This window comes from Bradyrhizobium sp. USDA 3364, assembly GCF_054056355.1.
On sequence record NZ_JBSRYG010000002.1, the window covers coordinates 782,917 to 804,894 of the forward strand.

A 21,978-nucleotide genomic window follows, 5' to 3' on the forward strand; every position below is an offset into this window, starting at 1 on the left:
TTGTCTTAGGAGCCAGTGGCTTGCACGACATCTACGGATCTGCGCTCGCAGCGCGGCCGGGCAAGTCGTAGGGGGCGGCCAAGTAACAAAGCGAGCTCACAGCTCATGGTCATGGCGGCCCGCCACCGTTTCGTGCTCCAGCGCCCCTATCCCGGCTTCGACAGACTAATCCGGACGACCAGTCCTCTCCACCGGGTTTGAGCGCTGAAAACATCATGCCCTTTAACAATTGTGCAGAGCGTGCATTGAGAGGCATCGTTTTGGGAAGGTGGAACTGGACCTTCGCCGGCAGCCAGCGCTGCGCCAACCGGGCCGCCATCATGTTGACGGCGATCACGACCTGTCGCCTCAAGAGGTCACCCCCAAGGCTTGGTTCGACCACGTCCTCGCCCGTATCGCCAATCTTCCCGCATCGCGTCTGCACGAATTGCCCTGATCAACAAGTTGTCACTGCATGTCTTTGCAACCGTGCGTCTCTCAGCTGCGCCGCGGACCACCGGAACGGCCAAGATAGCACTTCTCCTCAGAGCGGAGACCGTCGCAATCACGCTGGCCCATCTGCACTATTTGGACCGGCGCCTCGTCGGGCTCGTCATCGGCGAGGGCGCGCCAAGCCGCGCCATCGAGATCGTCATACTGACCACTGTTTAGCGACCACAGAAAGCCGAGCAGGCCAACGAAGCCCAGTGCAAGAGCGAGTGGAACCAGATAGAGTAGGACCTCCATCAGGTTGCGTCGCTCCTTCGCGCCCGCAGCGCATTGAGCATGACCAGCACCGACGAACCTGACATCGCCGCGGCGGCAATCAGCGGCGTCACCAGACCGGCGATCGCAACCGGCACCGCCAGGACATTGTAGACGACAGCGAGCCATAGGTTCTGCCGCATCAGCCGCAGCGCCTCGCGCGAGGTCATAACTGCCGTCATCACGGGCCGAAGACGCTCACCGAGAAAGACCGCATCAGCGACCGCCTGGCTCATGTGAGTGGCCGTAACAGGCGACATCGAGGCATGAGCCGTTGCAAGCGCGGGTGCATCGTTCAAGCCATCGCCGACCATCAGTACCTTGTATCCCTCACCTGTCAGGCTTTCGACCCGGGCGACCTTATCCGTCGGTGAGACGCCGGCGCGCCAATTTTGAATGCCGAGCGTCGCGGCCGTGCGCCGAACTGCTGCCTCGCGATCTCCCGACACGATCTCTACTTCTATCCCAAGGCTCGCGAGGGCTGCGACGACCTCGGGCGCGTCTGGCCGCATGCGTTGGCGGACGGCGAAGACATGCTTGCTGTCGCCGTGACTAAAGGCGACGATAGAAGCCTCTGGATCACGGCAAAGAGTCTCCTCAACGAGGATGTCAGCGAAACAGAAGGACGGGCGGCCGAGCCGGATCTCCGATCCTTGATAGTACCCCCTAACACCCTGCCCCGGCTCCTCTTCGATATCGGCCAGCGGCTCGCTTGCGCCGGCAGCTCGCGCCACGGCAGCGGCGACCGGATGGCGGCTCGATAATGCAAGCCGGCCCGCCAATTGGACGACATCGTCGGGAATGCTGGCGAAATTGGCGACATCGAGCTCCGGCAATGTCAGCGTTCCGGTCTTGTCGAAGACCACCCGGTTCACTTCCGCTATACGCTCAATCGCATCCCCGGCGTTGAGCAGCACCCCGGACCGGAACAGCGCGCCGGAGGCTACCGTCTGTACCGCGGGTATAGCCAAACCCAGCGCGCAAGGGCAGGTGATAATCAAGACGGCGACCGCCGTGACGATCGCATCATGGAAGGTTGCGCCAGAGGCAAGCCAACCGAGCAACGTCAGGAAGGCAGTTGCATGGACGATCGGTGCATAGAGCCGCGACGCGCGCTCGGCCAGGCGCAGGTAGCGCGAGCGCGCCTGCAGGGCATGATCAAGTAGCCGAGAAATCTCGGCGAGCAGCGTGTCCTCCGAGGTAGCCACCGCGCGGACGCGCAAGGTGCCCGATCGCACCAATGTACCGGCGAACACTGCGCTGCCGGGCGCCACGAGCGCGGGCGAGGTCTCACCCGTAATGAGGCTTTGATCGACCTCAGAGCGGCCCTCGATCACGTCGCCATCGACGGTACAGCATTCGCCGGGTCGCACCAGCACGACGTCCCCCGGTTTGATCGTTGATGCCGGAACTGTTCTGATCTCCGTCGGGCCTATGAACTTCGCGGCGGTCTCCGCCTTGAGCGCGGCAAGATTCCCGGCGAAGGCGCGGGTGCGCCGTCTCATGTTCTGGTCGAGATAGCGGCCTGCGAGCAGGAAGGCGATCAACATGATCGCCGCGTCAAAATATGCATGCTCGGCATGAGCGACAGTCTCGATCAGCGAAGTCGCCAACGCGAGCAAGATGCCGATGCTGATCGGCACGTCCATATTGGCCCGGCGAGCCCGTAGCGCGGTAAAGGCTGAGGAGAGGAACGGCTGCGCCGAATAAGCCGCGGCCGGCAGCACGATCAGCGCGGAGAGCCAGTGAAAGAAGTCGCGCTGCTCGGGCAGCATGTCCGAGACATTGCCGGACCATACCGGGATCGAGAGCATCATCACGTTCATCGCGGCAAAAGCAGCCACGCCCAGCCGCCGCAGCAAGTCCCGCGCCCGCTCCGATTCCAGTGTCTCCGCGTCGTCCCGCTGAAAGGGATATGCCCGATAGCCCAGTTCAGCGAGCCGCTTGATGAACAGCGCTGGATCGAGCGCGCCTGCTTTCCATTCCAGCGCCAGTCGGTTGTCGGTGAGATTCACGCGCGCCGAGATCACGTCCGGAATGCTCGATAGATTGCGCTCGATCTTGCCCATGCAGCCCGCGCAATTGATCCCTTCTACCGCGAGGTCGAGTTGGATGAAGCCCGTTCCTGTCCTCTTCAAATAGTGCGAAAAGTCGACGTCATCCTGCATGCTCATATGCCCTCAGTCCAAGACGATGCGATTTTTCGAAAAAAACATGCGGCGGCCGTCAGTGCCGCCTTCGATCACGAGATCCCACTGCCCGATAGCGACCCCCTCGACGTCCCCGCGGTAGGTTCCAGCACTGCCCTCCGCCACATTGATCGCGCGATCGGCCCGGCGGTCCACCGGCCGCTCGAGCCGGGCCAGGAAATTCATTCCTACGAGAGGCGCGCCTGCGCGATCGCGTGCCTCGATCGCAAGCACCGCCCGGCCATCGGACTGCCGTTGGACATGTACCTGCACCTGCCAGCTTCGCTCGTTCTGCTCCCGCGCCGCCAGGATTTCACGCTGATAGGCGAGGCTCGCGCTGTAGGCGCTGTCAACCTCTGTTCCCGGCAGCGTCGTGATGGCAAAACGCATCATGATCAAATTGGCGCCAATCACGACCGAAAAGAAAGCGAGCATGGCGATCAGGACAAAGCGTCCGGTGATGGGCCGCGCGACTGGAATTGATGCGGTCATTGGCAAGATCCCGTCGGTAATCTTAGGGGAACACGAAGTGGTCCGTTGCGGAGGCGACCTCACCGAGGCCAATGTCGGTGACCCGAAATGTGACCGGCATCGACCGTTCCGACGTGTCGTCGGCCGGGGCGGTCACCAATAAACGCAATTCTGTCGTAGTATCGCGAGCCAAGACAATCGTCGGTCGTTCCACGGTCACAGAATCTACGCCGACGACGTGCACGGACGTTTGAGGTGGCCCATCGATGTCGATTGCAATGACGCGGTCGAAGGCGAGCTTGTTAAGCACGCGTACCGTGTAGCCGTTGCGAATCGAACCATCGCTCAGCCTGACCGCCATCGGATTACGATCGTGCAGCACGTTGACGTCGAGCAGTGTTCTGGACAACAACCCATAAAGCATCATCGCACAGACGACCGAGATCAAAGACGCATATACGATCGTCCGCGGGCGTACCGGCTTGAAGAGCTCCGACTTGCCTTCCATGCGGCGCCTGATATTGATGTCGTTGTCGTAACCGATTAGGCGACCTGCGCGCCCGATCTTCTTCATGACGGCATCGCAGGCGTCGATGCATAGCCCGCACTGGATGCAGGCGAGCTGGGCGCCGTTGCGAATATCGACGCCGGTCGGACAGACCGCCGCGCATTGATTGCAGTCGATGCAGTCTCCGATCTTTTCGCCCCGCGCGCGCAGATCGAATGACTTCTTCAATGAGCAGCGCTGTTCGCCGCGATCGTATTTGTAGGTGACATTGAGTGCCCACTCGTCGGTGAGCGCGGCCTGGATACGCGGCCAAGGGCACATATACACGCAAACCTGTTCGCGCATGTAGCCGGCCAACAAGTATGTCGTAGCGGTCAGGATCCCGATCCAGATATAGGCGATCGCGGGCGCCTGGAATGTCGCCAGATCGCGCACCAATGTATGCGCGTCGACAAAGTAGAGCACCCAGGCACCACCGGTCCACCAAGCGATCATCAACCAGACCACGTGCTTTAGCACGCGCTTTGCCGCCCGCTCCACTGTCATCGGGCGTGCAGCGGCCCTCAGCCGGTCGCGACGGTCGCCCTCGACCCAACGCTCTACCGCATAGAACAGATCGGTCCATGCCGTTTGCGGACAGAGATAGCCGCACCAAATACGTCCGCCCAGAGCGTTCATCAAGAATAGTGCCAGCGCGGCAAGCACGAGCAGCCCGGTGACGTAATAAAGCTCCTGCGGCCACAGCTCGATGAAGAAAAAGTAGAACCGCCGGTTCGGAAAATCGAGCAACACCGCCTGGTCGGGGGCGCCTAAGCCACGACGCCAACGCACGAACGGCAGCAAATAGTAGATGCCGAGACACACCACCATCAGCCGCCATTTGATGGTGCGGAAAGTGCCGCAGACGCTCTGCGGATGGACCTTCTTATGAGCCGTATAGAGAGGCCCATCTTCGCCGATCGGCGGGTCATCGCGCGAACCAGTCTTGTCCAGGGCTAGCTTCATGGCCGACCTTACATCTGGCACGGGTGACTGACTTAGCCTCGTCGATGGGCCGGTGGCTTCTCGGCTCATCTCATCTATTGTCCACCACCGAGCGAGTGCACATAGACCGCAAGCGCCTTGATCGTGATGGGATCGAACCGCCCGCTCCAGGCCGGCATGATGCCCGCGCGGCCATAGCTGATCGTCTCGATTAGCGTCTCCTCGTCCGAGCCGTACAACCAAATGTGGTCCGTCAGATTCGGCGCGCCAAGCTCCTGGTTGCCTTTGGCGTTCTCGCCATGGCAGGCCGCACAATTGTCGGCAAAGATCCTTGCGCCGGCCGCGGCATCGAAATTGGCGACTGTTGACAGGCCAGACAGCGATCGCACGTAATTCGCTACCGTTGCGATCTCATCTTTCCTGAGGATGCCGTCGCGGCCGAACGCCAGCATTTGCCCCTCATGGGCCTGGGCATGCCCGGACCGTGCGCCGAACTGGATGGTCTGCTGGATCTGATCGAGCGATCCGCCCCACAACCAGTCATCGTCGTTGAGATTGGGATAACCCTTGGCACCTGCGCCGCCGCTGCCATGGCATGGCGCGCAATTGTCTGCGAACACCGTCTTGCCCCGGGCACGGGCCAGTGCCAGCAGGGCCGGGTCCGTCTCGATCTCTGTCAGAGACACTTTGCCGAGAACCGCCATCTTCTCGCCCCGCAGCCTCTCGAGCCCGGCAAGATCGTTGGCGACGCTCGCTCGGGCCGAATAATGAAATACGCCGGTCGTGTAGCTAGAGAGGAGCGGCCAAGCCGGATAGACGACCCAATAGGCGATCGCCCAAAGAATGGTGGCGTAGAAGGTCGAGATCCACCAGCGCGGCAGCGGCGTGTTGAGCTCCTTTATGCCATCCCATTCGTGTCCCGTCGTGGAGCGGCCGGAGATTCGATCGAAGTCATTGCGGTCAGTCATGGTCTGTCAATCCCGGCACAGCGGCATGCGCGCCGCAGAGTCAAAACGCCGCTTGTTGCTGGGCCACAGCGCATAAACAACAACGGCCATGAAGATGCCGACGAACAACGGTGTCCAGAGGGTCACGACGACGCTTGACGCCAGGTTCTCGATGGAAATGACGGCCTTCATCACAAGATCCTTCAGCGCAGATTGGCTTTTTCGTCGTAGATCTTGAAATCGATCAGTGTACCGAGCATCTGCAGGTAGGCGATGAGCGCATCGAGTTCGGTCGGATTGCCAACGGTTCCGTCGAAATTGCGCACAGCCGCCTTCGGATAGCGTTTCTGGAACGAGGCGAGGTCCGCGCTGTCAGGATCGAGCTGGGTCTTCAAGTCAGTGACCGCGTTTTTGATCTGATCTTCGGTATAGGGGACACCGACCGCCCGGCTGGTGCGCAGATGTGCGGCCATGTCGGTCAGGTCGAGCTCGGTGTGCGCCAGCGTCGGGTATCCGGGCATGACCGACCGCGGGACGATGGCCCGGGGATTGGTCAGATGCGTGACGTGCCATTCATCGGAATATTTCGCGCCGACGCGTGCGAGGTCCGGGCCGGTACGCTTCGAGCCCCATTGAAACGGGTGATCATACATGCTCTCGGCGGCCAGCGAGTAATGTCCGTAGCGCTCGACCTCGTCACGCAATGGCCGGATCATCTGCGAGTGACAAACATAGCAGCCTTCGCGTACGTAGATGTTGCGGCCTGCAAGTTCAAGCGGGGTATATGGTCGTACGCCCTCCACGACTTCGATCGTACTCTTGAGGTAGAACAGCGGCGTGATCTCGACCAGTCCCCCAATCGCGATCACGGCAAGGATGCCTGCGATCAGGATGATCGAGTTCTTCTCAAAGAACTTGTGTCGGTTCCAAAGAGACATGCGATGACCTATTCCGCGACTTGGAGCGCTCCAGTGTCCTGGATTTGATCGGTTTGCTTTGCATTCACGGTCATCCAGAGATTGGCGGCCATGATCAGCGCACCAATCAGGAACATTGCGCCCCCCACGGCGCGGATGATGTAGAAGGGATGCATAGCCTCGACCGACTCGATGAATGAGTATTCGAGGAAACCTAGCGAGGTATAGGCGCGCCACATCAGGCCCTGCAGGACACCAGACACCCACATCGCCGAGATGTAGAGCACGATCCCGATCGAGGCGATCCAGAAGTGCCAGTTGACGAGCTTGAGGCTGTACAGCTCGCGATTCCAAAGCCAGGGAATCAGGCAATAGAGCGCACCGAACGATACAAATCCTACCCAACCCAGCGCGCCGGAATGCACGTGGCCGACGGTCCAGTCGGTGTAATGACTGAGCGAATTGACGACCTTGATTGCCATGGTCGGGCCCTCAAACGTCGACATGCCATAAAAGGCAACGGAGACCACGAGCATGCGGAGCACCGGGTCTGTGCGCAGCTTGTCCCACGCACCCGAGAGCGTCATCAGGCCGTTGATCATGCCGCCCCATGAAGGCATCCACAGCATGATCGAGAACGTCATACCCAGAGTCTGCGTCCAATCCGGCAGCGCGGTGTAATGTAGATGGTGAGGGCCCGCCCAGATGTAGAGGAAGATCAGCGCCCAGAAGTGAATGATCGAGAGGCGGTAGGAATAGACCGGGCGCTCGGCTCTCTTCGGAATGAAGTAGTACATGATCGCCAGAAAGCCGGCGGTCAGGAAGAAACCGACCGCATTGTGACCGTACCACCACTGAAACATGGCGTCCTGCACACCGCCCCAGGCGACGTAGGATTTCGAACCGAACACGGAGACCGGTAATGCGGGATTGTTGCCCAGGTGGAGCACCGCAATGGTGAGGATGAAAGCGAGATAGAACCAGTTGGCGACGAAAATGTGCGGCTCTTTCCTTTTCACCAATGTCGCCAGGAACACAATGAGATAAGTGACCCAGACGATGGTGAGCCAGAGATCGGCGTACCATTCGGGCTCGGCGTATTCCTTCGACTGGGTAGCGCCGAGCAAATAGCCGGTGCCCGCGATCAAGATGAAAAAATTATAGCCAACTACCACGAACCACGGCGCAAGATCGCCAGCGAGGCGCGTGCGACAGGTCTTCTGCACGACGTAGAAGGAGGTCGCGATAAGCACGTTTCCGCCGAACGCAAAGATCACGGCCGACGTATGCAGCGGGCGGAGTCGGCCGAAGCTCGTCCAAGGCAGATCAAAATTCAGTGCGGGCCATGCAAGTTGCGAGGCGATAAAAACGCCGACCGAAAAGCCTGCGATGCCCCAGAACATCGCCATCACTGAGGCGAATTTGATCGGAGCGAGATTGTAATTCGGCCTCCCGTTGATCTGCGCCGGCGGCAATAGCGCCGGGCGTTCATAGTAGCGATTGAGGATAACGCTTGCGGCGGCCAGACTGGCGGCGGAAGCGAGCAATGCGTGGAAGCTAAATGCAGAATCGTGCCCCATCGCCCCCGCGAAATAGCAAACATAGGCAGAAACAGCGAATACCGACATTAGGCCTGCTTCACCCATGGTCATGGATTTCGAGGCGAGGGATTGGCTTGTCATGTCTTGGCCTTTTTTGAAAGCGGCGCTTGCCAGGAGATCACATTTTCCGGGGACGGGGCGATCGAGCGCGATCAGTTGCCCAAACGCTGCGGAACGCTGCCGATCTCACGCGCGAGCGCGCGCAGAGTATGTTCGTTAGGACAGCCTTTGAGGGGATTTACAGACTTATGCCGCTCGAGGTCGGCCGCGCAGCGGATCTTGGTCTGACACAGGCCGCATACCCGCTGCAAATCGCGCAACACGTCTCCATGGCAGGCGGCCAGCGCACTCTCGGAAAAGCCGGCAAGTGCGAGGCGCTTGTTTAAGAGTTCAGGGGAGCCCGGACTTTGCGCCATCTTTCGAAAGTCGGACGTGGATAGATTAAGTTCACGCGCGATCGCGTCGATGTCGTGCGCACCCAAATAGGCCAGTTCGGCTGTCCGGGACAGGTTCGCCCGCAACCGGGTGAGCAAATTCTTGAACCCCCAAGGGCGACCGACAAATCCAGATTGGCTAACCATGTGTCATACCCCTCAAAGCAGCCATAGCTGCCGGCGGCAGACTTGTTTTTGACATGCATCAAATAGGACCCGTCCGTGGGAGAAAATCGTCGATCCAGATCGCCCCTGCTGGACGACGATGCGCTGCAACGAGCCCGCAGAGCCGCAGGCCGGCAAATGTCGGGGAAGTCTACAAGGGTGTCGCGGACAAGAGGGCCGCCTGCTCAATTGGCGACAACATCGCGAGCTATTTTTCTCGATCGACGCTCGAAGACGCTTGTAAGAATCGTGCCTGGATTGGCGGATTGTCTCTACGATCAAAATTCGCGGACTTCCCAGGCCGAGCTCAGGCTAACCACCCCACGCCGGGGGCAATGCAGGCGGGGTTCGAAGCTCCATCGCATCAGCGAAGATGGTCCAATCACGGACACCTTTTTGCTTGCAGAAATCGGTTTCGGCCTGCTGTGCAGCAGCACTCAGCGAGGCTGCATGCACCCGGAACGCAGCCTGACAGGCACGATGCTCGTGGCCGGTATCGTCGCAAACGGTCTTGATGAACCGAACGTTAAATGAAGGCATGATAATCTTCCTGTCGTTTGCTTATCTTGCATTCTGCCATCCGTGCCAGGCGAGTGTTTGATTTGTCTCAAGTGGCACCCAAAAAAAGATTGTCGCTCCATCGAGATGCGAGCGCTTTTTCGTCCCGGAGAAGCTGCAAATCACCAAGCGTCCAGGCTTGCCGGATCACATCTGGTTGAGGTGGCTCAGGAACAGCAGCTTCTTGTCTTTCTCATGCCTTGGGCCGGCAGAGTTGGAGGTGCTGATCCAGAAAATTCTCAAGAGACGGTTGGGGGCAGAATGGACCGCTACGCCTGCGATGGCGATTATCGATCAATCCCCACTCCAATCGCCGGCGATGTGGCAGTTTGTGACGCCGCGAACCTTGCACGGTGCTTGGTAGTCTCACAAGAGATTCCCGACAGCTCCGGCTGATTGCGAGTCAGCGGGTAAAGGTATTTCTGACCGGCGCCGGTGGCCGAGGACTACCGGCGGCGAGGACTGCCCGAACCTGAGCAAATGAGGCGAACCGGCTTCATCTCGCTCGTGATGGCCCACCCTGCCGCCGCAACGGCAAAGCCGACGATCAGGCTGGCCGCAGCCAAGGTTTCGATAAGTCCAAGGTTAAAGACTTCGGCGCCATAGCCGATGGCAGCGATCAGCGCAGGCAAGACCAACGACAATGTGAGGCGAGCAATCAACTTACCATCTCCTTCGCGACTCGCAGCTCAATGACACGCGTTGTTATGGTGCAATGCCCGTGCGCTGCGCAGCCTCAACATTTGCACATTGCGCGTCCTACGTTTTGATTTCCATCAAACCCGCTACACTCTGGCATGTCGTGTGGATCATGCGCGGCCCTGCCGGATGAGCCGGTTTACTACGTGTTACCGGCAACGCATTGGCATTGGTTGCTCGCCCTCGCCCATTCTAGACGCGCATCAGCTTCTTTTTGACCTGCATCAATACTGCGGTGGCGGCTTGCGGATAGAAACGACTTTCCAGTCAAGCTCAGAAACGTGGCAGATAGAAAGACTTGGCGCCCCTTCATCTTTTCGTATCCAAATACCGGCGAGTTGGCTCAAGGACTGCTGCCGGACGCACCCGAGCGAGCTGCCCCCGGTCACCTGCGCCGCGTGTGATGCTGGCCACTTCATCGACCCGCGGATCGGCGCGATGCTTTGGCCGAGCGCAGCTTGCCCATCTAAATGCCATCAAGCGAATTCCGCCGTCATACCGTTCCCACATGGACTCGCCAGACTCACAAGAGCGCACTCGACGGCATCAAGACTCCACGCCCCACGCTGACTTCGTAGGACGGGGAAACTTCCGACCGACAAAGGATATCCGACATGACAGACCACGGCGACAAATGTCCCGCCGCGGGCAGGCTTGCAGGAACGGCAGTCCACTTCGGCTGCTCTCCACAGCAATCAATACCAACCGGCGCTGGCTTCAACTGGCCCGGTTCGACTCCACCGGATCCCGGGGGCTGTTTCGCAGCCCTAATACTTCGGTAGGCGATCGGATCACCTCCCAGCACGACCCGATCGGCAGCGCCATGCCCCCAAGCACCTGGACCGCAACGGGCGTGATCGAGACCATGCGCCGCTCGGGCGAGATCAGCCTGAGCCTGTTGGCGCAGAGCGATCTCGCCCGTAGTATTCGAAAGGTTGCCTGATTTTGTCAGTCAGCGGCGATGATGACCGTCCAGGATCTATTGGCGACTTGACGTGGGAGCGCATTGAAACGGCGCCCTTTAACCGGGAGTTGGAGATCGCGGTGATCGAGGGTAATACCATTCACCGGTTGGTCTTTCCCTGCCACCGGATCTTCGGCGGCTGGATCAAGGCCACGACCGGAGAGCACGTCGCTGTGCAGCCCACGCACTGGCGCATCTGGCCGAGATAGCGGCGGCTGCCTTGCACAACAGGTAGCGCAACGAAACGCGGCTGCATCCGGTCGCCTCACATAGCCAAACTATGTACAGTCGATCGAATGAGAGGTTTGCCAGGAAACATGTCCGACCACATCTGGTACCGCTATGGCTCAGCCGCGGCGGCCGCCGCGCTGGCGCTCGTGCTTCGCGGGGCGCTGGATCCGTACCTTCAGGACCGCACATTCACGATCATCTACCTTCCAGTCATCATTTTTGCCGCTTTCGCTGGCGGCCGCGGAGCGGCCATCTTCGCTACACTGCTTTGCCTCATCATCAGCGCGGCATGTCTTGGGAAAAACCTCATCTCCGATCCTGCAAACATGATCGATATAGCCGGATTCGCGGTACTTGGCCCCGTGCTCGGCTTCATGGGCGATCGGCTGCGACGAGAATCAGAGCAGGCGCGGTACCGGCAAGCCCATCTGCAGTCGATCCTGGACACCGTACCAGAAGCCATGATCGTGATTGACGAGAAGGGACTCATTCGCTCGTTCAGCGCCGCGGCAGTGCGTTTATTCGGTTGGTCTCCGGACGAAGTGGTCGGAGCGAATGTATCCAGGTTGATGCCGCAGCCCTACCGCGCCGAGCATGACCGCTACATTGAACGCTATCTGGCTACCGGAGAGCGGCGCATCATCGGCATCGGCCGTATCGTGGTCGGCGAGCGAAGCGACGGCTCGACCTTTCCGATGGAGCTTGCCGTCGGTGAGGCCAAAGTGCGCGGCGAACGATTCTTTACCGGTTTCATCCGAGACCTCACCGAACGGCGAGCGCAGGAACGCCGATTGCAGGAACTGCAATCTGAGCTCGTGCACGTCTCGCGGTTGACCGCCATGGGTGAGATGGCCTCGTCTATTGCCCACGAGATCAACCAACCGCTCTCCGCAATCACAAACTACATGCGCGGCGCCAAGATGCTGCTGGCGTCAGACAAGCCGGACGCCAACCGTATTGGTGATGCCATCGAACATGCCACCCAGCAAGCTCTGCGTGCCGGCGATATCATCAAGCGCCTGCGAGAATTCGTCGCCAAAGGCGAGACGGAGCACACAATGGAGAATCCGCTCACCCTGCTTGAAGAGGCGGTCGCTCTGGCCTTGCTCGGCGCCAAGGAGCAAGGCGTGCGGGTGACGATCCGCAGCGATCGCGATCTGCCATCGATGATCGTGGACAAGATCCAGATCCAGCAGGTCGCGCTGAACCTGATACGAAACGCGATCGAGGCGATGGCCTCCAGCCCGCGTCGCGAATTGACCGTCGGAGTTGCCAAAGTCGACGGCCTCGCCAGGTTTACCGTTGCCGATACGGGCTCTGGCATCAGCCCTGATATAGCCGACCGCCTGTTCCAGCCCTTCGTCACGACCAAAGAGCATGGCATGGGTGTGGGACTATCAATCTGCCGGACGATCATCGAGTCCCATGGCGGCCACATCGCTGTGGAAGCCAACCCGCGCGGCGGCACGGTTTTTCAGTTTACCCTGCCGTTTGCGGAAGCTAATGAAGAAGCATGACCATGCGGCGCATTCTTGTGATCGACGATGACGCCGCGATGCGGGACTCGCTCGCGTTTCTGCTTGATGTTAGAGGCTTCTGCGTGGCACCCTATGAGACGGCGAGCGGCTTTCTCAGTGACGCCGCGAGCGGTCCGGTTGACTGCATTGTGTCGGACATCCGCATGCCGGGCATGAGCGGCCTGGAACTGGTCCGCAAACTGAAGGCCGATCGCGTCGACTGTCCCGTCATCCTGATAACTGGTCATGGCGACGTAACGCTGGCAGTCGAAGCGATGAAAGCGGGTGCGGTCGACTTCATCGAGAAGCCCTTCGAAGACGAGGTGCTATTGCGTGCGATCAATAGCGCCTTGGAAGCAAGGCCAACCGAGCCAGCGGACGATGCGGCGAAACTGCGGGCGGAAGCCCGCCTGGCAGACCTCTCGTCGCGCGAGCGTGATGTCCTGCAGGGACTACTGGCCGGCAAGATCAACAAGGTGATCGCCCATGATCTTGGTATCAGCCCGAGAACGGTCGAGGTTTACCGGGCGAACGTCATGGCCAAGACCAATGTTCGCAGCATGTCTGAGTTGATGCGAATAGCCATCGCCGCCGGACTCTAGAACATCGCAAGGGACGGAATGTCCTATCAAGCATCGAGCTGTCCGCTTCAACTGAACAGATCGCACGAGCAGGTCATGTTCCTGATGCGCAGGAGCTTCAAATCGACTGCCGATTCTTTGCAGGGTGTAAATTGTGCAACACAGGCGAGTACTATTCCTGGCCGTGGACTATCATGAGGCCCGCTTCTTGCCAGTTTGATCGTGCTCAAGAACGTTCAGCGGCGGTATATGAAGCGGATCATTTGAGGTCTCGGATTCTCCGAGGCGCAGGTCTTTGACTTCGGAGAACGACAATGCTCGGGAACATACTGGTCCACCTTCCGACGGAGCTCCCGGTGCGGGCTGCAATCAACGGATCGATTTCGTTCGCGCTGAGCACCGGCGCGCATCTTGACGTTGTAGCCATCGGCTACGAGAGAACCATTATTCCGCTTCTTGCAATGGGCGTAACGGCAGTTACTGCTGTTTTCGATGTCGAGCAGGCGCGTGCGTTGGAGCGGGCCGAAGCAGCACTTCATATCTTCGACATACAGGCGCGGACTGCCGGCATTTCCTATACGAGTCGTGCGCTGAGCGCGATTCCAGCAGACGCGCGCCGCATCATCTGCGCAAGCGCGCGAGTCCACGACATGACCATCGTTACACAGCCTCAGAGCGGCTACGATAGTTACGACAATTTTATACCTAGCGAGATTCTTTTCCAGGCTGGTGGGCCAGTTCTGTACCTGCCACCTACTTTCCACGGCGCCTTCTCGATCAGACGAGTAGGGATTTGCTGGGACGGCAGCCGCCGTGCGGCGCGTGCGCTGCACGACGCGAGGCCACTTTTGTGTAAAGCCGATGCCCTCACCATCATTGCGACCACCGCTCCGGACAAGGTCCCGGCAGAGAGTTCCACCGCGCATCTGGGAGAGTACCTTGCAAAATCGGGACTTCCTGCGAAGGTCGTGTCACTTCCGACAACGCGGGCAGCGCGGCGCGCCCTCCTGTCGCTTGCGGCCGACGAAGGCCTCGACCTGTTGGTAATGGGGGGATATGGTCGCTCTCGGCTGCAGGAGAGGCTGCTTGGCGCCTCCATGCGGCATATGCTTCGTGCGATCAGCATCCCAGTCCTGATGTCACATTGAGAGCAAAAGGATCGAACGGGCGCATGTTGCCGGGATGCGGAATGCCGTCTCGACGGCGTCACCGGCATTCGAAGCCGCCCGAGTTCAACTTCAGGCTGGATCGCGGTCTCCTCCAACTGTAAAATTGCAGAAGTGCGGCAAGACCGGATGTTGAGCCGTTGAGCTGTATGATCCCCCCAATTGCAGTCCACATGCGCATATCAAGTGATGACGGGCGCCTCGTCCGGGCCATCGAGCGTACATCGATTGGATCACCTCGCCTTGTCAGATTCCCCGGTCGACCGGTCCTGGGTCAGCGTCACCGTGACGAAAGAAACTTTCGGCTGCGGGCCGAAACTTGCGTCCCGCAATCAGGAGGCCGCCGGCGCCCGTTTCAAGACAATCTTCGTATAGCTACGTGTAAATACGTAGGGGTTGTTACTTAGGTAAAACATCCGGATTTCACAATTCGTCCGGAGCGACCAATCTATCTCATCGACATTCGACGCATAGAGTTCGCCATGTACGCCCCGGCTGCCAGCTTTACTGAGAACAGCCCCCATCCGAACAGCGACTTGCGTGGGCAATCTGACGTTCGTGGACCGTTTGGTATGATTGCTACACCGATGAAGTTCACTCGCAATAGCGAGATCTACGGCGAGGACGAAGCAGCCGAATACCTTTATCAGGTAGTGTCGGGTGCTGTGCGAACCTACAAGGTTTCCGAAGACGGTCGTCGTCAAATCGGCGCTTTTTATCTGCCCGGTGAGATCTTTGGCTTTGAGGCCGAAGAATGCCACATCTCTTCGGCCGAAGCGATCTGCGAGACGCAACTGCTGATGGTGAAGCGTACCGCTGTCATTTTTCGCGGCAGTCACGAGAGGGATCTCGCAAGGCAACTTTGGGTGGCGATGGCGCTTGAGCTACGCCGTTTTCAGGAACATTCGATGCTCCTGATCAGCAGCGCAGAAGAGCGGGTTACCACGTTCCTTCTCGATATATCTCGCCGCACGACGAAGAACGCTGCCATCGAGTTGCCCATGTCGCGGCAGGATGTTGCAGATTACCTTGGCTTGACGATTGAGACCGTGTCGCGCACCTTTACCCAGCTTGAGCAGAACGGAGCGATCGTGCTGCGGAGTTCACGCCGAGTCGAGCTCAAAGACAAACTGTCCATCCGCTTTGCGCAGAGCTTTGGCTAAGGCGATTTGCGCCAGCTTTCGACGGCGCACTCCTTCTATACGCCGAGCAGTGTCGGCAAATACAGCGCAGAAAGAGCTCGAAGTGCGGCTTGGGCGATCTGGCACAAATCGCCGCTAGCTTACATTTCCTCCATGGAGCACCGCAATGGTCATCGATCGCCTGCTTCGAGAGCATCGCAATATTGATCTGCTTCTGATCGCCCTTCAACGCGAATTGGAGATTTTTGAGCAAGGACATCGTCCGGACTATGAGGTGATCCGCGCGATTATCAGCTATTTCGAGGTTTACCCGGCGGTGTATCATCATCCGCAGGAAGACTTGATCTTTTCCAGGCTCAAGACGCGCGCCCCGGATGCGGCTGCAATGGTGGGTGATCTTGCCCATGAGCATCAGGAAGTCATCGACCGCTTGCACCACTTCGCTCGGGCCATTGATGGCGTCCTGGCCGACCGCGAAGTCCTTCGACAAGACGTCGGCAACATCGTGCGCGACTTTATAGTACGCGAGCGGCACCACATGATGTGGGAAGAACGAGACTTCTTCCCTGCCGCCGTTGCGGCTTTATCGGCTCAGGATTGGAGCGAAGTCGCCTCCGCACTCACCGATCACGGTGATCCGCTATTTAGCGAGACAGCTGAAGCAGCGTCCGACGCGCTAAGAGCGCATATTCTACAATTGGAAAAAGAAGCTGAGGCCGAACGGAGCGCACTTGCGTTTTCGAGCGCGTTGGCCGGCAACCCGCGACACAATGCGGAGAGGGATGGACCACATTGATCGCTGCCGCTTTTCGGCAGGAAAGTGGACATTATTTCATGGGACTCGAAAATGAAGATCGTCTCGCCGGCTCTCAGGTTACGAACAGGCGATCTGCCTCTGAGCCCAACGATCGTTTGTTTCAACTGGTGGCACAAGCGGCATGGCCGAACCTTAAAACGGTCAGATTCAAACGTAATCGGCAGTGATCGTAACAGGCTCGACCATACCGCATTGGTATCGCGCGAAACGGGCATTTCTCATCTCTGCGAGCCGATGGAGACGCGCGATAGCAGCCAGGCGGGTGCGGCGAAACAATCTCCCTCCGCAAGCCTTGCCTGGCACGGGCTGAATTCGTGGGCTCGGGGCCGGTTCGGATCGCGGCACGCCGTCGCGAGATACCGCAGATCCCGGAACGTTCGCTCTGAACAGCAGAGCTTGCGGATGTCAATTTCGATAAAGATCCGTTTGCTGCTTCGTTTCGTCTCGTTCTCGCTCGATTTGACCATGATGAGCCATGGGAGGTGCATTGCCAAGGAGGTTCATTCCTGCAGTGCGACCGCTTCATCACAATTCAAAGCATGATGTATGCGCGGCGGGCATGACCTACCGGCCGGCCCATAAGTAACTGCGATATTTGAGGCAGCGCAAAGCTTACCATGCATCTGTCTGATAATCGGGCGCCCAGAGAGCGAGAGAGGCATCCCAATGCGACCGGACCTAGCACAATCCTACGGGCAGCACCGACTACCGCGCTACACCAGCTATCCGAGCGCCCCTCATTTCTCAGCGTCAGTTCGGGAGGTCGACTATCAAGCTTGGCTCAAGTCTCTCGACGGCCGACGGTCTGCCTCGATCTACGTGCACGTGCCATTTTGCCGAAGCATGTGTTGGTACTGCGGCTGCCATACATCTGTCACGAAACGCGACGATCCGATCGCGATCTATGCAGCTGGACTGCGCACTGAAGCCTACCTCGTTGCAGAGGTCATTGGCCAACGACAGCCAATCTCTCATATCCACTTCGGCGGTGGCACGCCAACGATGATGACACCTGAAACATTCGCCGATTTGGTCGGTTCGTTGCGTTATTCGTTCGCCGTCCTGCCTGATGCCGAGATCGCCGTGGAGATCGACCCCCGCATGTTAAGCAATCCGATGGCGGAAGCCCTGGGCTATAGCGGGGTCAACCGGGCAAGCCTTGGCGTGCAGAGCTTCGACCCGGTCGTCCAGCAGGCCATCAACCGCCCGCAGAGCTTCGAACAGACCGCAATTTCGGTCGAGCGGTTACGCCACGCCGGCATTTGCCGGATCAATTTCGACCTGCTGTATGGGCTGCCCCGACAGACGGTCGATTCGTGCCTGGATACCGTCGGCAAATGCCTCGAGTTGCATCCGGACCGGTTTTCCGCCTTTGGTTACGCGCACGTTCCGACCTTCAAGAAGCATCAACGCAAGATCGACGAATCCACTCTGCCCGACAGCGTCGAGCGCTACCTCCAATCCGAAATGGTAGCTCACACTTTGGTTGACGCTGGGTACGTACGCGTAGGCCTCGATCACTTCGCCCTGCCGCATGATAATCTCGCTGTGGCGGCGAAGCAAAGCAGGTTGCGCCGCAATTTCCAGGGATATACTGACGATTGCGCAGGCGCCCTTATTGGCCTCGGTGCCACCGCCATCGGCCGCCTGCAACAGGGGTTCGTCGCGAATGCTATCTCGACAAGGGATTACCTCGCTCGCATCACCGAGGATCGGCTCGCGACGGCGAAGGGCTATTTACTGACCGATGATGATCGCTACCGGGCGGAGATCATCGAGCGAATTATGTGCGACATGACAATCGATCTCTCGGAGACGTCTCGCCGTCACGGCATGGATCCGGATTCGGCCGTTGTCGATCATTCCCGGCTTGACAGCCTTATCGCAGATGGCGCCGTCGTGGTCGACAATGGCCGGCTTTCCGTAGTCGACGGCGCCCGGTTCCTGGTCCGGTGCGTCGCCTCAGCCTTCGACGCTCACCTTGCTCGGTGCGGGGCTACGCACAGCCCGGCGGTCTGATCGTGTGAACGGCGGACTTACCACTCCAGCGCCCCCGCACTTCGGTCACCAGTGAACTGGCTTATGCGCGGTTCGGACCGCCCCCCGTGATCGTGGAGCGTCCGATTTGTCCGCCACTTTCACGGTGGCCCGTCGATCCGCTTCTGTAATCCGATCCCGGCCGTCAAGCCCCCGCTGGGTGGCTCAGACTTTCTTTTTTGGGCTGACCGCCGCGGGCGCTAAAGCCTGAACGACTCGGCATTCGGCGATGCGCCCACCCTTGCAGGAGGCCAGCGTGTCGCGCAGCTCCCGGCGCAGTCGCCTTAGGGCTTTGATTTTTCGTTCAGTTGTCTCCAGGTGGCGCGCCACGAGCTGGTCCACTTCTTCGCACGGCCGCTCACCATGGGCGGCCAGCTTCAGGAGTTCGCGCACTTCCTCGATCGAGAATCCGAGCTCCCGCGTGCGACGGATGAAGCCAAGCCGTCGCAGGTGCTCGGCCGCATAGCTGCGGTAATTGCCCGTCGTTCGGCTTGGTTCGGGCAGAAGACCAATCTTCTCGTAGTACCGGATCGTTTCGATCTTCGTATCGGTGGCTCTGCCCAATTGCCCTATCGTCAGCGTATCCATGCCTTGACCCTATAGCGACTACAGGGTCCAAATATAAGCCAGACACCCATTGAACGACAGGCCAATCATGAGCGCGCATTGTTGTGGACATCACCACGAAGACCCGGGCGCTAATCCGCTCCAGCAAGCTATGTACCGGCGGGTTTTGTGGTTGGTGCTGGCAATCAACGCCGCGATGTTCAGCGTCGAGATCGGCGCCGGGCTTGCCGCCGGTTCAGCCGCGCTCCAGGCCGATGCGGTGGACTTCCTTGGCGACGCCGCCAACTACGCGATCAGCCTGTTCGTGGTCGGCATGGCCTTGCGCTACAGGGCAATCGCGGCGCTCGCGAAAGGCGCGACGATGGCACTCTTCGGAACCTGGGTGCTCGGGACTACGGCGTGGTATGTCTACGCCGGCACGCTTCCACATGCCCTTACCATGGGCGGCGTCGGACTGGCCGCGCTCGTCGCCAATGCTGCCTCCTTCTGGTTGCTATGGCAGCACCGTATGGGCGACGCCAACATGCGCTCGGCTTGGATCTGCACGCGCAACGATGTTCTTGGCAATCTGGCGGTACTCATCGCAGCGGCCGGCGTCTTCGGGACCGGCACTGGATGGCCGGATGTAATGGTGGCCGCGGTGATGGCTGTGCTCGCTCTGCAAGGGGCTGTGACGGTTATTCGACAGGCCCAGTCCGAGCTTCGGTCTACCCCCAAATGGTCACCGTTGACGGTTATCCGGCGCTGACAAGACGTTCGGTTTTGCTCAGGGAGACGAAGCATGGGTTGGCGACACACCTCAGTGTTCATTCTGGTGACGTTGCTGTTCGCGGCAAATGCTCGGGCCGGAGACAAAGAGCCGACCGCGATCATTGAACTTGGCCCCGTTGGCGAATGGGGGCTGCCAGGCCCATCCACCTACGGCCCGTCGCTTGCCGTCGAGTTTACGCCCATCAAGGACTGGCTCGAGATCGAAGTCGGCGCCGCTCGCATGTTCCACGGTGGCCGTGGCGAATGGGATACGGACATTCTCTTCAAGAAGCCCTTCACTCTGTCCGACAAGGTCGAGTTCATGGTAGGCGTCGGACCCCAATGGACGTTCTCACGGGAGGGCACCCAGACTGGCGTTGAGTTCGCACTTGACTTTATGTTCTGGCCCACCGCGGATCGAAAGTTTGGCTGGTTCGTCGAGCCTGCCTACAGCTACTCCTTCAGCCGCGGGCACGAGCAATCGCTCAGCACCACCGTCGGATTGCTGATTCCGATACCTTGATCAAAGCGGGGTGTTTTCAGGCGGCCCCGCCCTTCGGTTGGTCACGATCTACTCGCGGGCACGTGCCCGCGACCGGAGCCACGAAGCGTCTCCGCCCTTCGGGGTGACGATCGTTGCCGCTTACTGCGTCTGCCTGGTCCACGCTTCTGTCCGGAGTCGACCGGGAACGGCACGCTCCATGATGGGGTCCGGCGAGGTGAGGTCGTCCAAGCTCACAGCGCGTGCTGAATGCGCACAGGGATCGAAACGGACTGATCTTCCCCACGTCCTTGGCAGAGCAGAATGCTACGCCGGAACGATCTCTACGCTAGTACTGCGGTTGGCGATTGGCCGAATCTGAAGTTCGTACCGTCAGCCCACATTCGGTGCATGATGATAGCCAACTTCCGGGCTACCGCCACGCATGCCTTCTTCGCGCCGACTTTCTTGGCGAGCTTTACGCTCCACGCTCGCAGTACGGATCACTTTTTGGCAATCCGCAGATGCGAGTTCGCCGCCTCGTAGAGGGCGTGCCGCATCAGCTTATCTCCGCACTTGCTGACATGACCCGAACGGTCGATCTCTCCAGACTGATAGACACGAGGCGTCAAACCGAGATGTGCGGCCACCGACCTTGGAATCCTTAAACCGCTTCGGATCGTCTATGGTGGCTTTGAAAGAAAGGCTCACGATCGGTCCTACGCCGGAGACGGTCATCAAACGCCTGCAGACATCATCCTTGCGCGCCAGGAGCGAAAGCTGACGGTCCAGCAAGGCCTTCATTGTCCGCATCGTGTTTCGTGCCTCGAGCAGCGGCGCAATGGCCATTTGCAATTCTGGCGTATCAGCCAGCAGGGCTTCGACCTTCGCGGTGAAACGCGCGCGATGGATGAGGCCGAGCTTGAGGCCGTGGACCTTCAACAATCCGCGAATGGTGTCTTCAATTGCCAACATATGATCGACGAACTTGCGGCGTGCAATCAATGTGGTCCTGAGTATCTGCGATGCCCTGCTTTTGACATGCACCGGCCTGTAGTGTCCGATCCGCATCATATCGGCGATACCACGCGCGTCGCTACGATCGGCTTTATTCGGTCGCGAAGACAAAAATCTCTGCGCATGGCGGGTCTCAATGCAGATCATCCGAAAACCAGTCTCGACCAGCGCGCCATAAGCCATTCGGACAACGGGCAGGCTTCGATGCCGACGAGCGTAATACGCTCTTGCCATCGTGTCAGGGCTTTCACTATCGCTGCTGGTTCCAGACCGCCGAGCCATCAGCCTCGACGACACAAATCGAAGTGGTCTTCAGCGAAACATCCAGTCCAACAAATAGGGCCATCGCGCTTCTCCTTTGCTGGATCGAATCAATCCCAACACAGTGTATCGAGAGGCCGGGATCGGATTACCCCAGCTCATGCATTCCAAACAGAGTTCCAAACCTTCGCCATTGAGTGGAACCGGACAGCGACTGCCTGCGCAGTGAT

19 protein-coding genes and 3 pseudogenes are annotated in these 21,978 nt (G+C 59.4%); 9 read left to right on the forward strand and 13 right to left on the reverse strand.

Annotation, left to right across the window (positions count from 1 at the left end):
• Positions 1-224: 224 nt before the first annotated feature.
• Positions 225-436, forward strand: a pseudogene (locus ACVILL_RS03925) (transposase domain-containing protein); the annotation flags it as partial.
• A 131-nt stretch (positions 437-567) separates the two neighbouring features.
• Here ACVILL_RS03925 and ccoS read toward each other — a convergent pair.
• The 11 genes and pseudogenes from ccoS to ACVILL_RS03980 all read right to left on the reverse strand — a co-directional run.
• Positions 568-726, reverse strand: a pseudogene (gene ccoS, locus ACVILL_RS03930) (cbb3-type cytochrome oxidase assembly protein CcoS); the annotation flags it as partial.
• Positions 726-2,912, reverse strand: a complete 2,187-nt coding sequence (locus tag ACVILL_RS03935) for a heavy metal translocating P-type ATPase (RefSeq protein ID WP_456734156.1) — start codon at positions 2,910-2,912, stop codon at positions 726-728. The gene ACVILL_RS03935 and the pseudogene ccoS, both read right to left, overlap by 1 nt.
• Before the next feature lie 12 nt (positions 2,913-2,924).
• Entirely contained in the window at positions 2,925-3,425 is a 501-nt protein-coding gene (locus ACVILL_RS03940; protein WP_456727943.1) for a FixH family protein, read from the reverse strand.
• Positions 3,426-3,447: 22 nt separating this feature from the next.
• Positions 3,448-4,917 carry a cytochrome c oxidase accessory protein CcoG gene (gene ccoG / locus ACVILL_RS03945; RefSeq protein WP_456727944.1) on the reverse strand — a complete coding sequence of 490 codons (1,470 nt, stop codon included), beginning with the start codon at positions 4,915-4,917 and terminating at the stop codon, positions 3,448-3,450.
• Positions 4,918-4,991: 74 nt separating this feature from the next.
• Entirely contained in the window at positions 4,992-5,864 is an 873-nt protein-coding gene (gene ccoP, locus ACVILL_RS03950) for a cytochrome-c oxidase, cbb3-type subunit III (protein ID WP_456727945.1), read from the reverse strand.
• A gap of 6 nt (positions 5,865-5,870) precedes the next feature.
• On the reverse strand, positions 5,871-6,035 hold the full coding sequence (locus ACVILL_RS03955) for a cbb3-type cytochrome c oxidase subunit 3 (protein ID WP_456727946.1): 165 nt from the start codon (positions 6,033-6,035) through the stop codon (positions 5,871-5,873).
• Between the two features lie 11 nt (positions 6,036-6,046).
• The gene (gene ccoO, locus ACVILL_RS03960) at positions 6,047-6,781 is read right to left on the reverse strand and encodes a cytochrome-c oxidase, cbb3-type subunit II (protein WP_456727947.1); all 735 of its coding nucleotides are present in this window, start codon (positions 6,779-6,781) and stop codon (positions 6,047-6,049) included.
• An 8-nt stretch (positions 6,782-6,789) separates the two neighbouring features.
• Complete coding sequence (ccoN, locus tag ACVILL_RS03965; RefSeq protein WP_456734157.1) at positions 6,790-8,412, reverse strand: cytochrome-c oxidase, cbb3-type subunit I; 1,623 nt, start codon at positions 8,410-8,412, stop codon at positions 6,790-6,792.
• 101 nt (positions 8,413-8,513) lie between these two features.
• Positions 8,514-8,942, reverse strand: a complete 429-nt coding sequence (locus ACVILL_RS03970; protein WP_456724681.1) for a hypothetical protein — start codon at positions 8,940-8,942, stop codon at positions 8,514-8,516.
• 330 nt (positions 8,943-9,272) lie between these two features.
• Complete coding sequence (locus ACVILL_RS03975) at positions 9,273-9,500, reverse strand: hypothetical protein (RefSeq protein WP_229158196.1); 228 nt, start codon at positions 9,498-9,500, stop codon at positions 9,273-9,275.
• Between the two features lie 464 nt (positions 9,501-9,964).
• Entirely contained in the window at positions 9,965-10,180 is a 216-nt protein-coding gene (locus ACVILL_RS03980) for a hypothetical protein (protein ID WP_456727948.1), read from the reverse strand.
• A 1,318-nt stretch (positions 10,181-11,498) separates the two neighbouring features.
• On the opposite strand from ACVILL_RS03980, the gene ACVILL_RS03985 reads away from it, so the two are divergent.
• From ACVILL_RS03985 to hemN, 6 genes are all read left to right on the forward strand, one after another.
• The gene (locus tag ACVILL_RS03985) at positions 11,499-12,929 is read left to right on the forward strand and encodes a sensor histidine kinase (protein WP_456727949.1); all 1,431 of its coding nucleotides are present in this window, start codon (positions 11,499-11,501) and stop codon (positions 12,927-12,929) included.
• Entirely contained in the window at positions 12,926-13,531 is a 606-nt protein-coding gene (gene fixJ / locus ACVILL_RS03990; RefSeq protein ID WP_456727950.1) for a response regulator FixJ, read from the forward strand. The genes ACVILL_RS03985 and fixJ overlap by 4 nt, the downstream gene beginning before the upstream one ends.
• A gap of 335 nt (positions 13,532-13,866) precedes the next feature.
• Positions 13,867-14,658 (forward strand): universal stress protein, encoded by a 792-nt coding sequence (locus tag ACVILL_RS03995; protein WP_456727951.1) that lies wholly within the window; start codon positions 13,867-13,869, stop codon positions 14,656-14,658.
• A 500-nt stretch (positions 14,659-15,158) separates the two neighbouring features.
• Positions 15,159-15,839, forward strand: coding sequence for a helix-turn-helix domain-containing protein (locus tag ACVILL_RS04000; RefSeq protein WP_456727952.1), 681 nt, complete (start codon positions 15,159-15,161; stop codon positions 15,837-15,839).
• A 145-nt stretch (positions 15,840-15,984) separates the two neighbouring features.
• Positions 15,985-16,614: a hemerythrin domain-containing protein gene (locus ACVILL_RS04005; protein WP_456727953.1), complete on the forward strand. Its 630-nt coding sequence runs from the start codon at positions 15,985-15,987 to the stop codon at positions 16,612-16,614.
• A gap of 687 nt (positions 16,615-17,301) precedes the next feature.
• A complete protein-coding gene (gene hemN, locus ACVILL_RS04010) occupies positions 17,302-18,654 on the forward strand; it encodes an oxygen-independent coproporphyrinogen III oxidase (protein WP_456727954.1) in 1,353 nt (450 codons plus the stop codon).
• A gap of 183 nt (positions 18,655-18,837) precedes the next feature.
• Here hemN and ACVILL_RS04015 read toward each other — a convergent pair whose 3' ends face one another.
• Positions 18,838-19,260: a MerR family transcriptional regulator gene (locus ACVILL_RS04015; protein WP_456727955.1), complete on the reverse strand. Its 423-nt coding sequence runs from the start codon at positions 19,258-19,260 to the stop codon at positions 18,838-18,840.
• A 67-nt stretch (positions 19,261-19,327) separates the two neighbouring features.
• Here ACVILL_RS04015 and ACVILL_RS04020 point away from each other — a divergent pair, with 67 nt between their 5' ends.
• Together ACVILL_RS04020 and ACVILL_RS04025 are read left to right on the forward strand one after the other, a co-directional pair.
• On the forward strand, positions 19,328-19,987 hold the full coding sequence (locus ACVILL_RS04020; protein ID WP_456727956.1) for a cation transporter: 660 nt from the start codon (positions 19,328-19,330) through the stop codon (positions 19,985-19,987).
• Between the two features lie 33 nt (positions 19,988-20,020).
• Positions 20,021-20,512, forward strand: coding sequence for a hypothetical protein (locus ACVILL_RS04025; RefSeq protein WP_456727957.1), 492 nt, complete (start codon positions 20,021-20,023; stop codon positions 20,510-20,512).
• Positions 20,513-20,814: 302 nt separating this feature from the next.
• Here the strand turns inward: ACVILL_RS04025 and ACVILL_RS04030 are convergent.
• A pseudogene (locus tag ACVILL_RS04030) lies at positions 20,815-21,833 on the reverse strand (IS110 family RNA-guided transposase).
• Positions 21,834-21,978: the final 145 nt, after the last annotated feature.

Excerpts from the sequence above, each read along its gene's own strand:
- ACVILL_RS03935 (WP_456734156.1), bottom strand. The coding sequence starts at position 2,912 with ATGCAGGATGACGTCGACTTTTCGCACTATTTGAAGAGGACAGGAACG.
- ACVILL_RS03940 (WP_456727943.1), bottom strand. The coding sequence starts at position 3,425 with ATGACCGCATCAATTCCAGTCGCGCGGCCCATCACCGGACGCTTTGTC.
- ccoG (WP_456727944.1), bottom strand. The coding sequence starts at position 4,917 with ATGAAGCTAGCCCTGGACAAGACTGGTTCGCGCGATGACCCGCCGATC.
- ccoP (WP_456727945.1), bottom strand. The coding sequence starts at position 5,864 with ATGACTGACCGCAATGACTTCGATCGAATCTCCGGCCGCTCCACGACG.
- ACVILL_RS03955 (WP_456727946.1), bottom strand. The coding sequence starts at position 6,035 with ATGAAGGCCGTCATTTCCATCGAGAACCTGGCGTCAAGCGTCGTCGTG.
- ccoO (WP_456727947.1), bottom strand. The coding sequence starts at position 6,781 with ATGTCTCTTTGGAACCGACACAAGTTCTTTGAGAAGAACTCGATCATC.
- ccoN (WP_456734157.1), bottom strand. The coding sequence starts at position 8,412 with ATGACCATGGGTGAAGCAGGCCTAATGTCGGTATTCGCTGTTTCTGCC.
- ACVILL_RS03970 (WP_456724681.1), bottom strand. The coding sequence starts at position 8,942 with ATGGTTAGCCAATCTGGATTTGTCGGTCGCCCTTGGGGGTTCAAGAAT.
- ACVILL_RS03975 (WP_229158196.1), bottom strand. The coding sequence starts at position 9,500 with ATGCCTTCATTTAACGTTCGGTTCATCAAGACCGTTTGCGACGATACC.
- ACVILL_RS03985 (WP_456727949.1), top strand. The coding sequence starts at position 11,499 with ATGTCCGACCACATCTGGTACCGCTATGGCTCAGCCGCGGCGGCCGCC.
- fixJ (WP_456727950.1), top strand. The coding sequence starts at position 12,926 with ATGACCATGCGGCGCATTCTTGTGATCGACGATGACGCCGCGATGCGG.
- ACVILL_RS04000 (WP_456727952.1), top strand. The coding sequence starts at position 15,159 with ATGTACGCCCCGGCTGCCAGCTTTACTGAGAACAGCCCCCATCCGAAC.
- ACVILL_RS04005 (WP_456727953.1), top strand. The coding sequence starts at position 15,985 with ATGGTCATCGATCGCCTGCTTCGAGAGCATCGCAATATTGATCTGCTT.
- hemN (WP_456727954.1), top strand. The coding sequence starts at position 17,302 with ATGCGACCGGACCTAGCACAATCCTACGGGCAGCACCGACTACCGCGC.
- ACVILL_RS04015 (WP_456727955.1), bottom strand. The coding sequence starts at position 19,260 with ATGGATACGCTGACGATAGGGCAATTGGGCAGAGCCACCGATACGAAG.
- ACVILL_RS04020 (WP_456727956.1), top strand. The coding sequence starts at position 19,328 with ATGAGCGCGCATTGTTGTGGACATCACCACGAAGACCCGGGCGCTAAT.
- ACVILL_RS04025 (WP_456727957.1), top strand. The coding sequence starts at position 20,021 with ATGGGTTGGCGACACACCTCAGTGTTCATTCTGGTGACGTTGCTGTTC.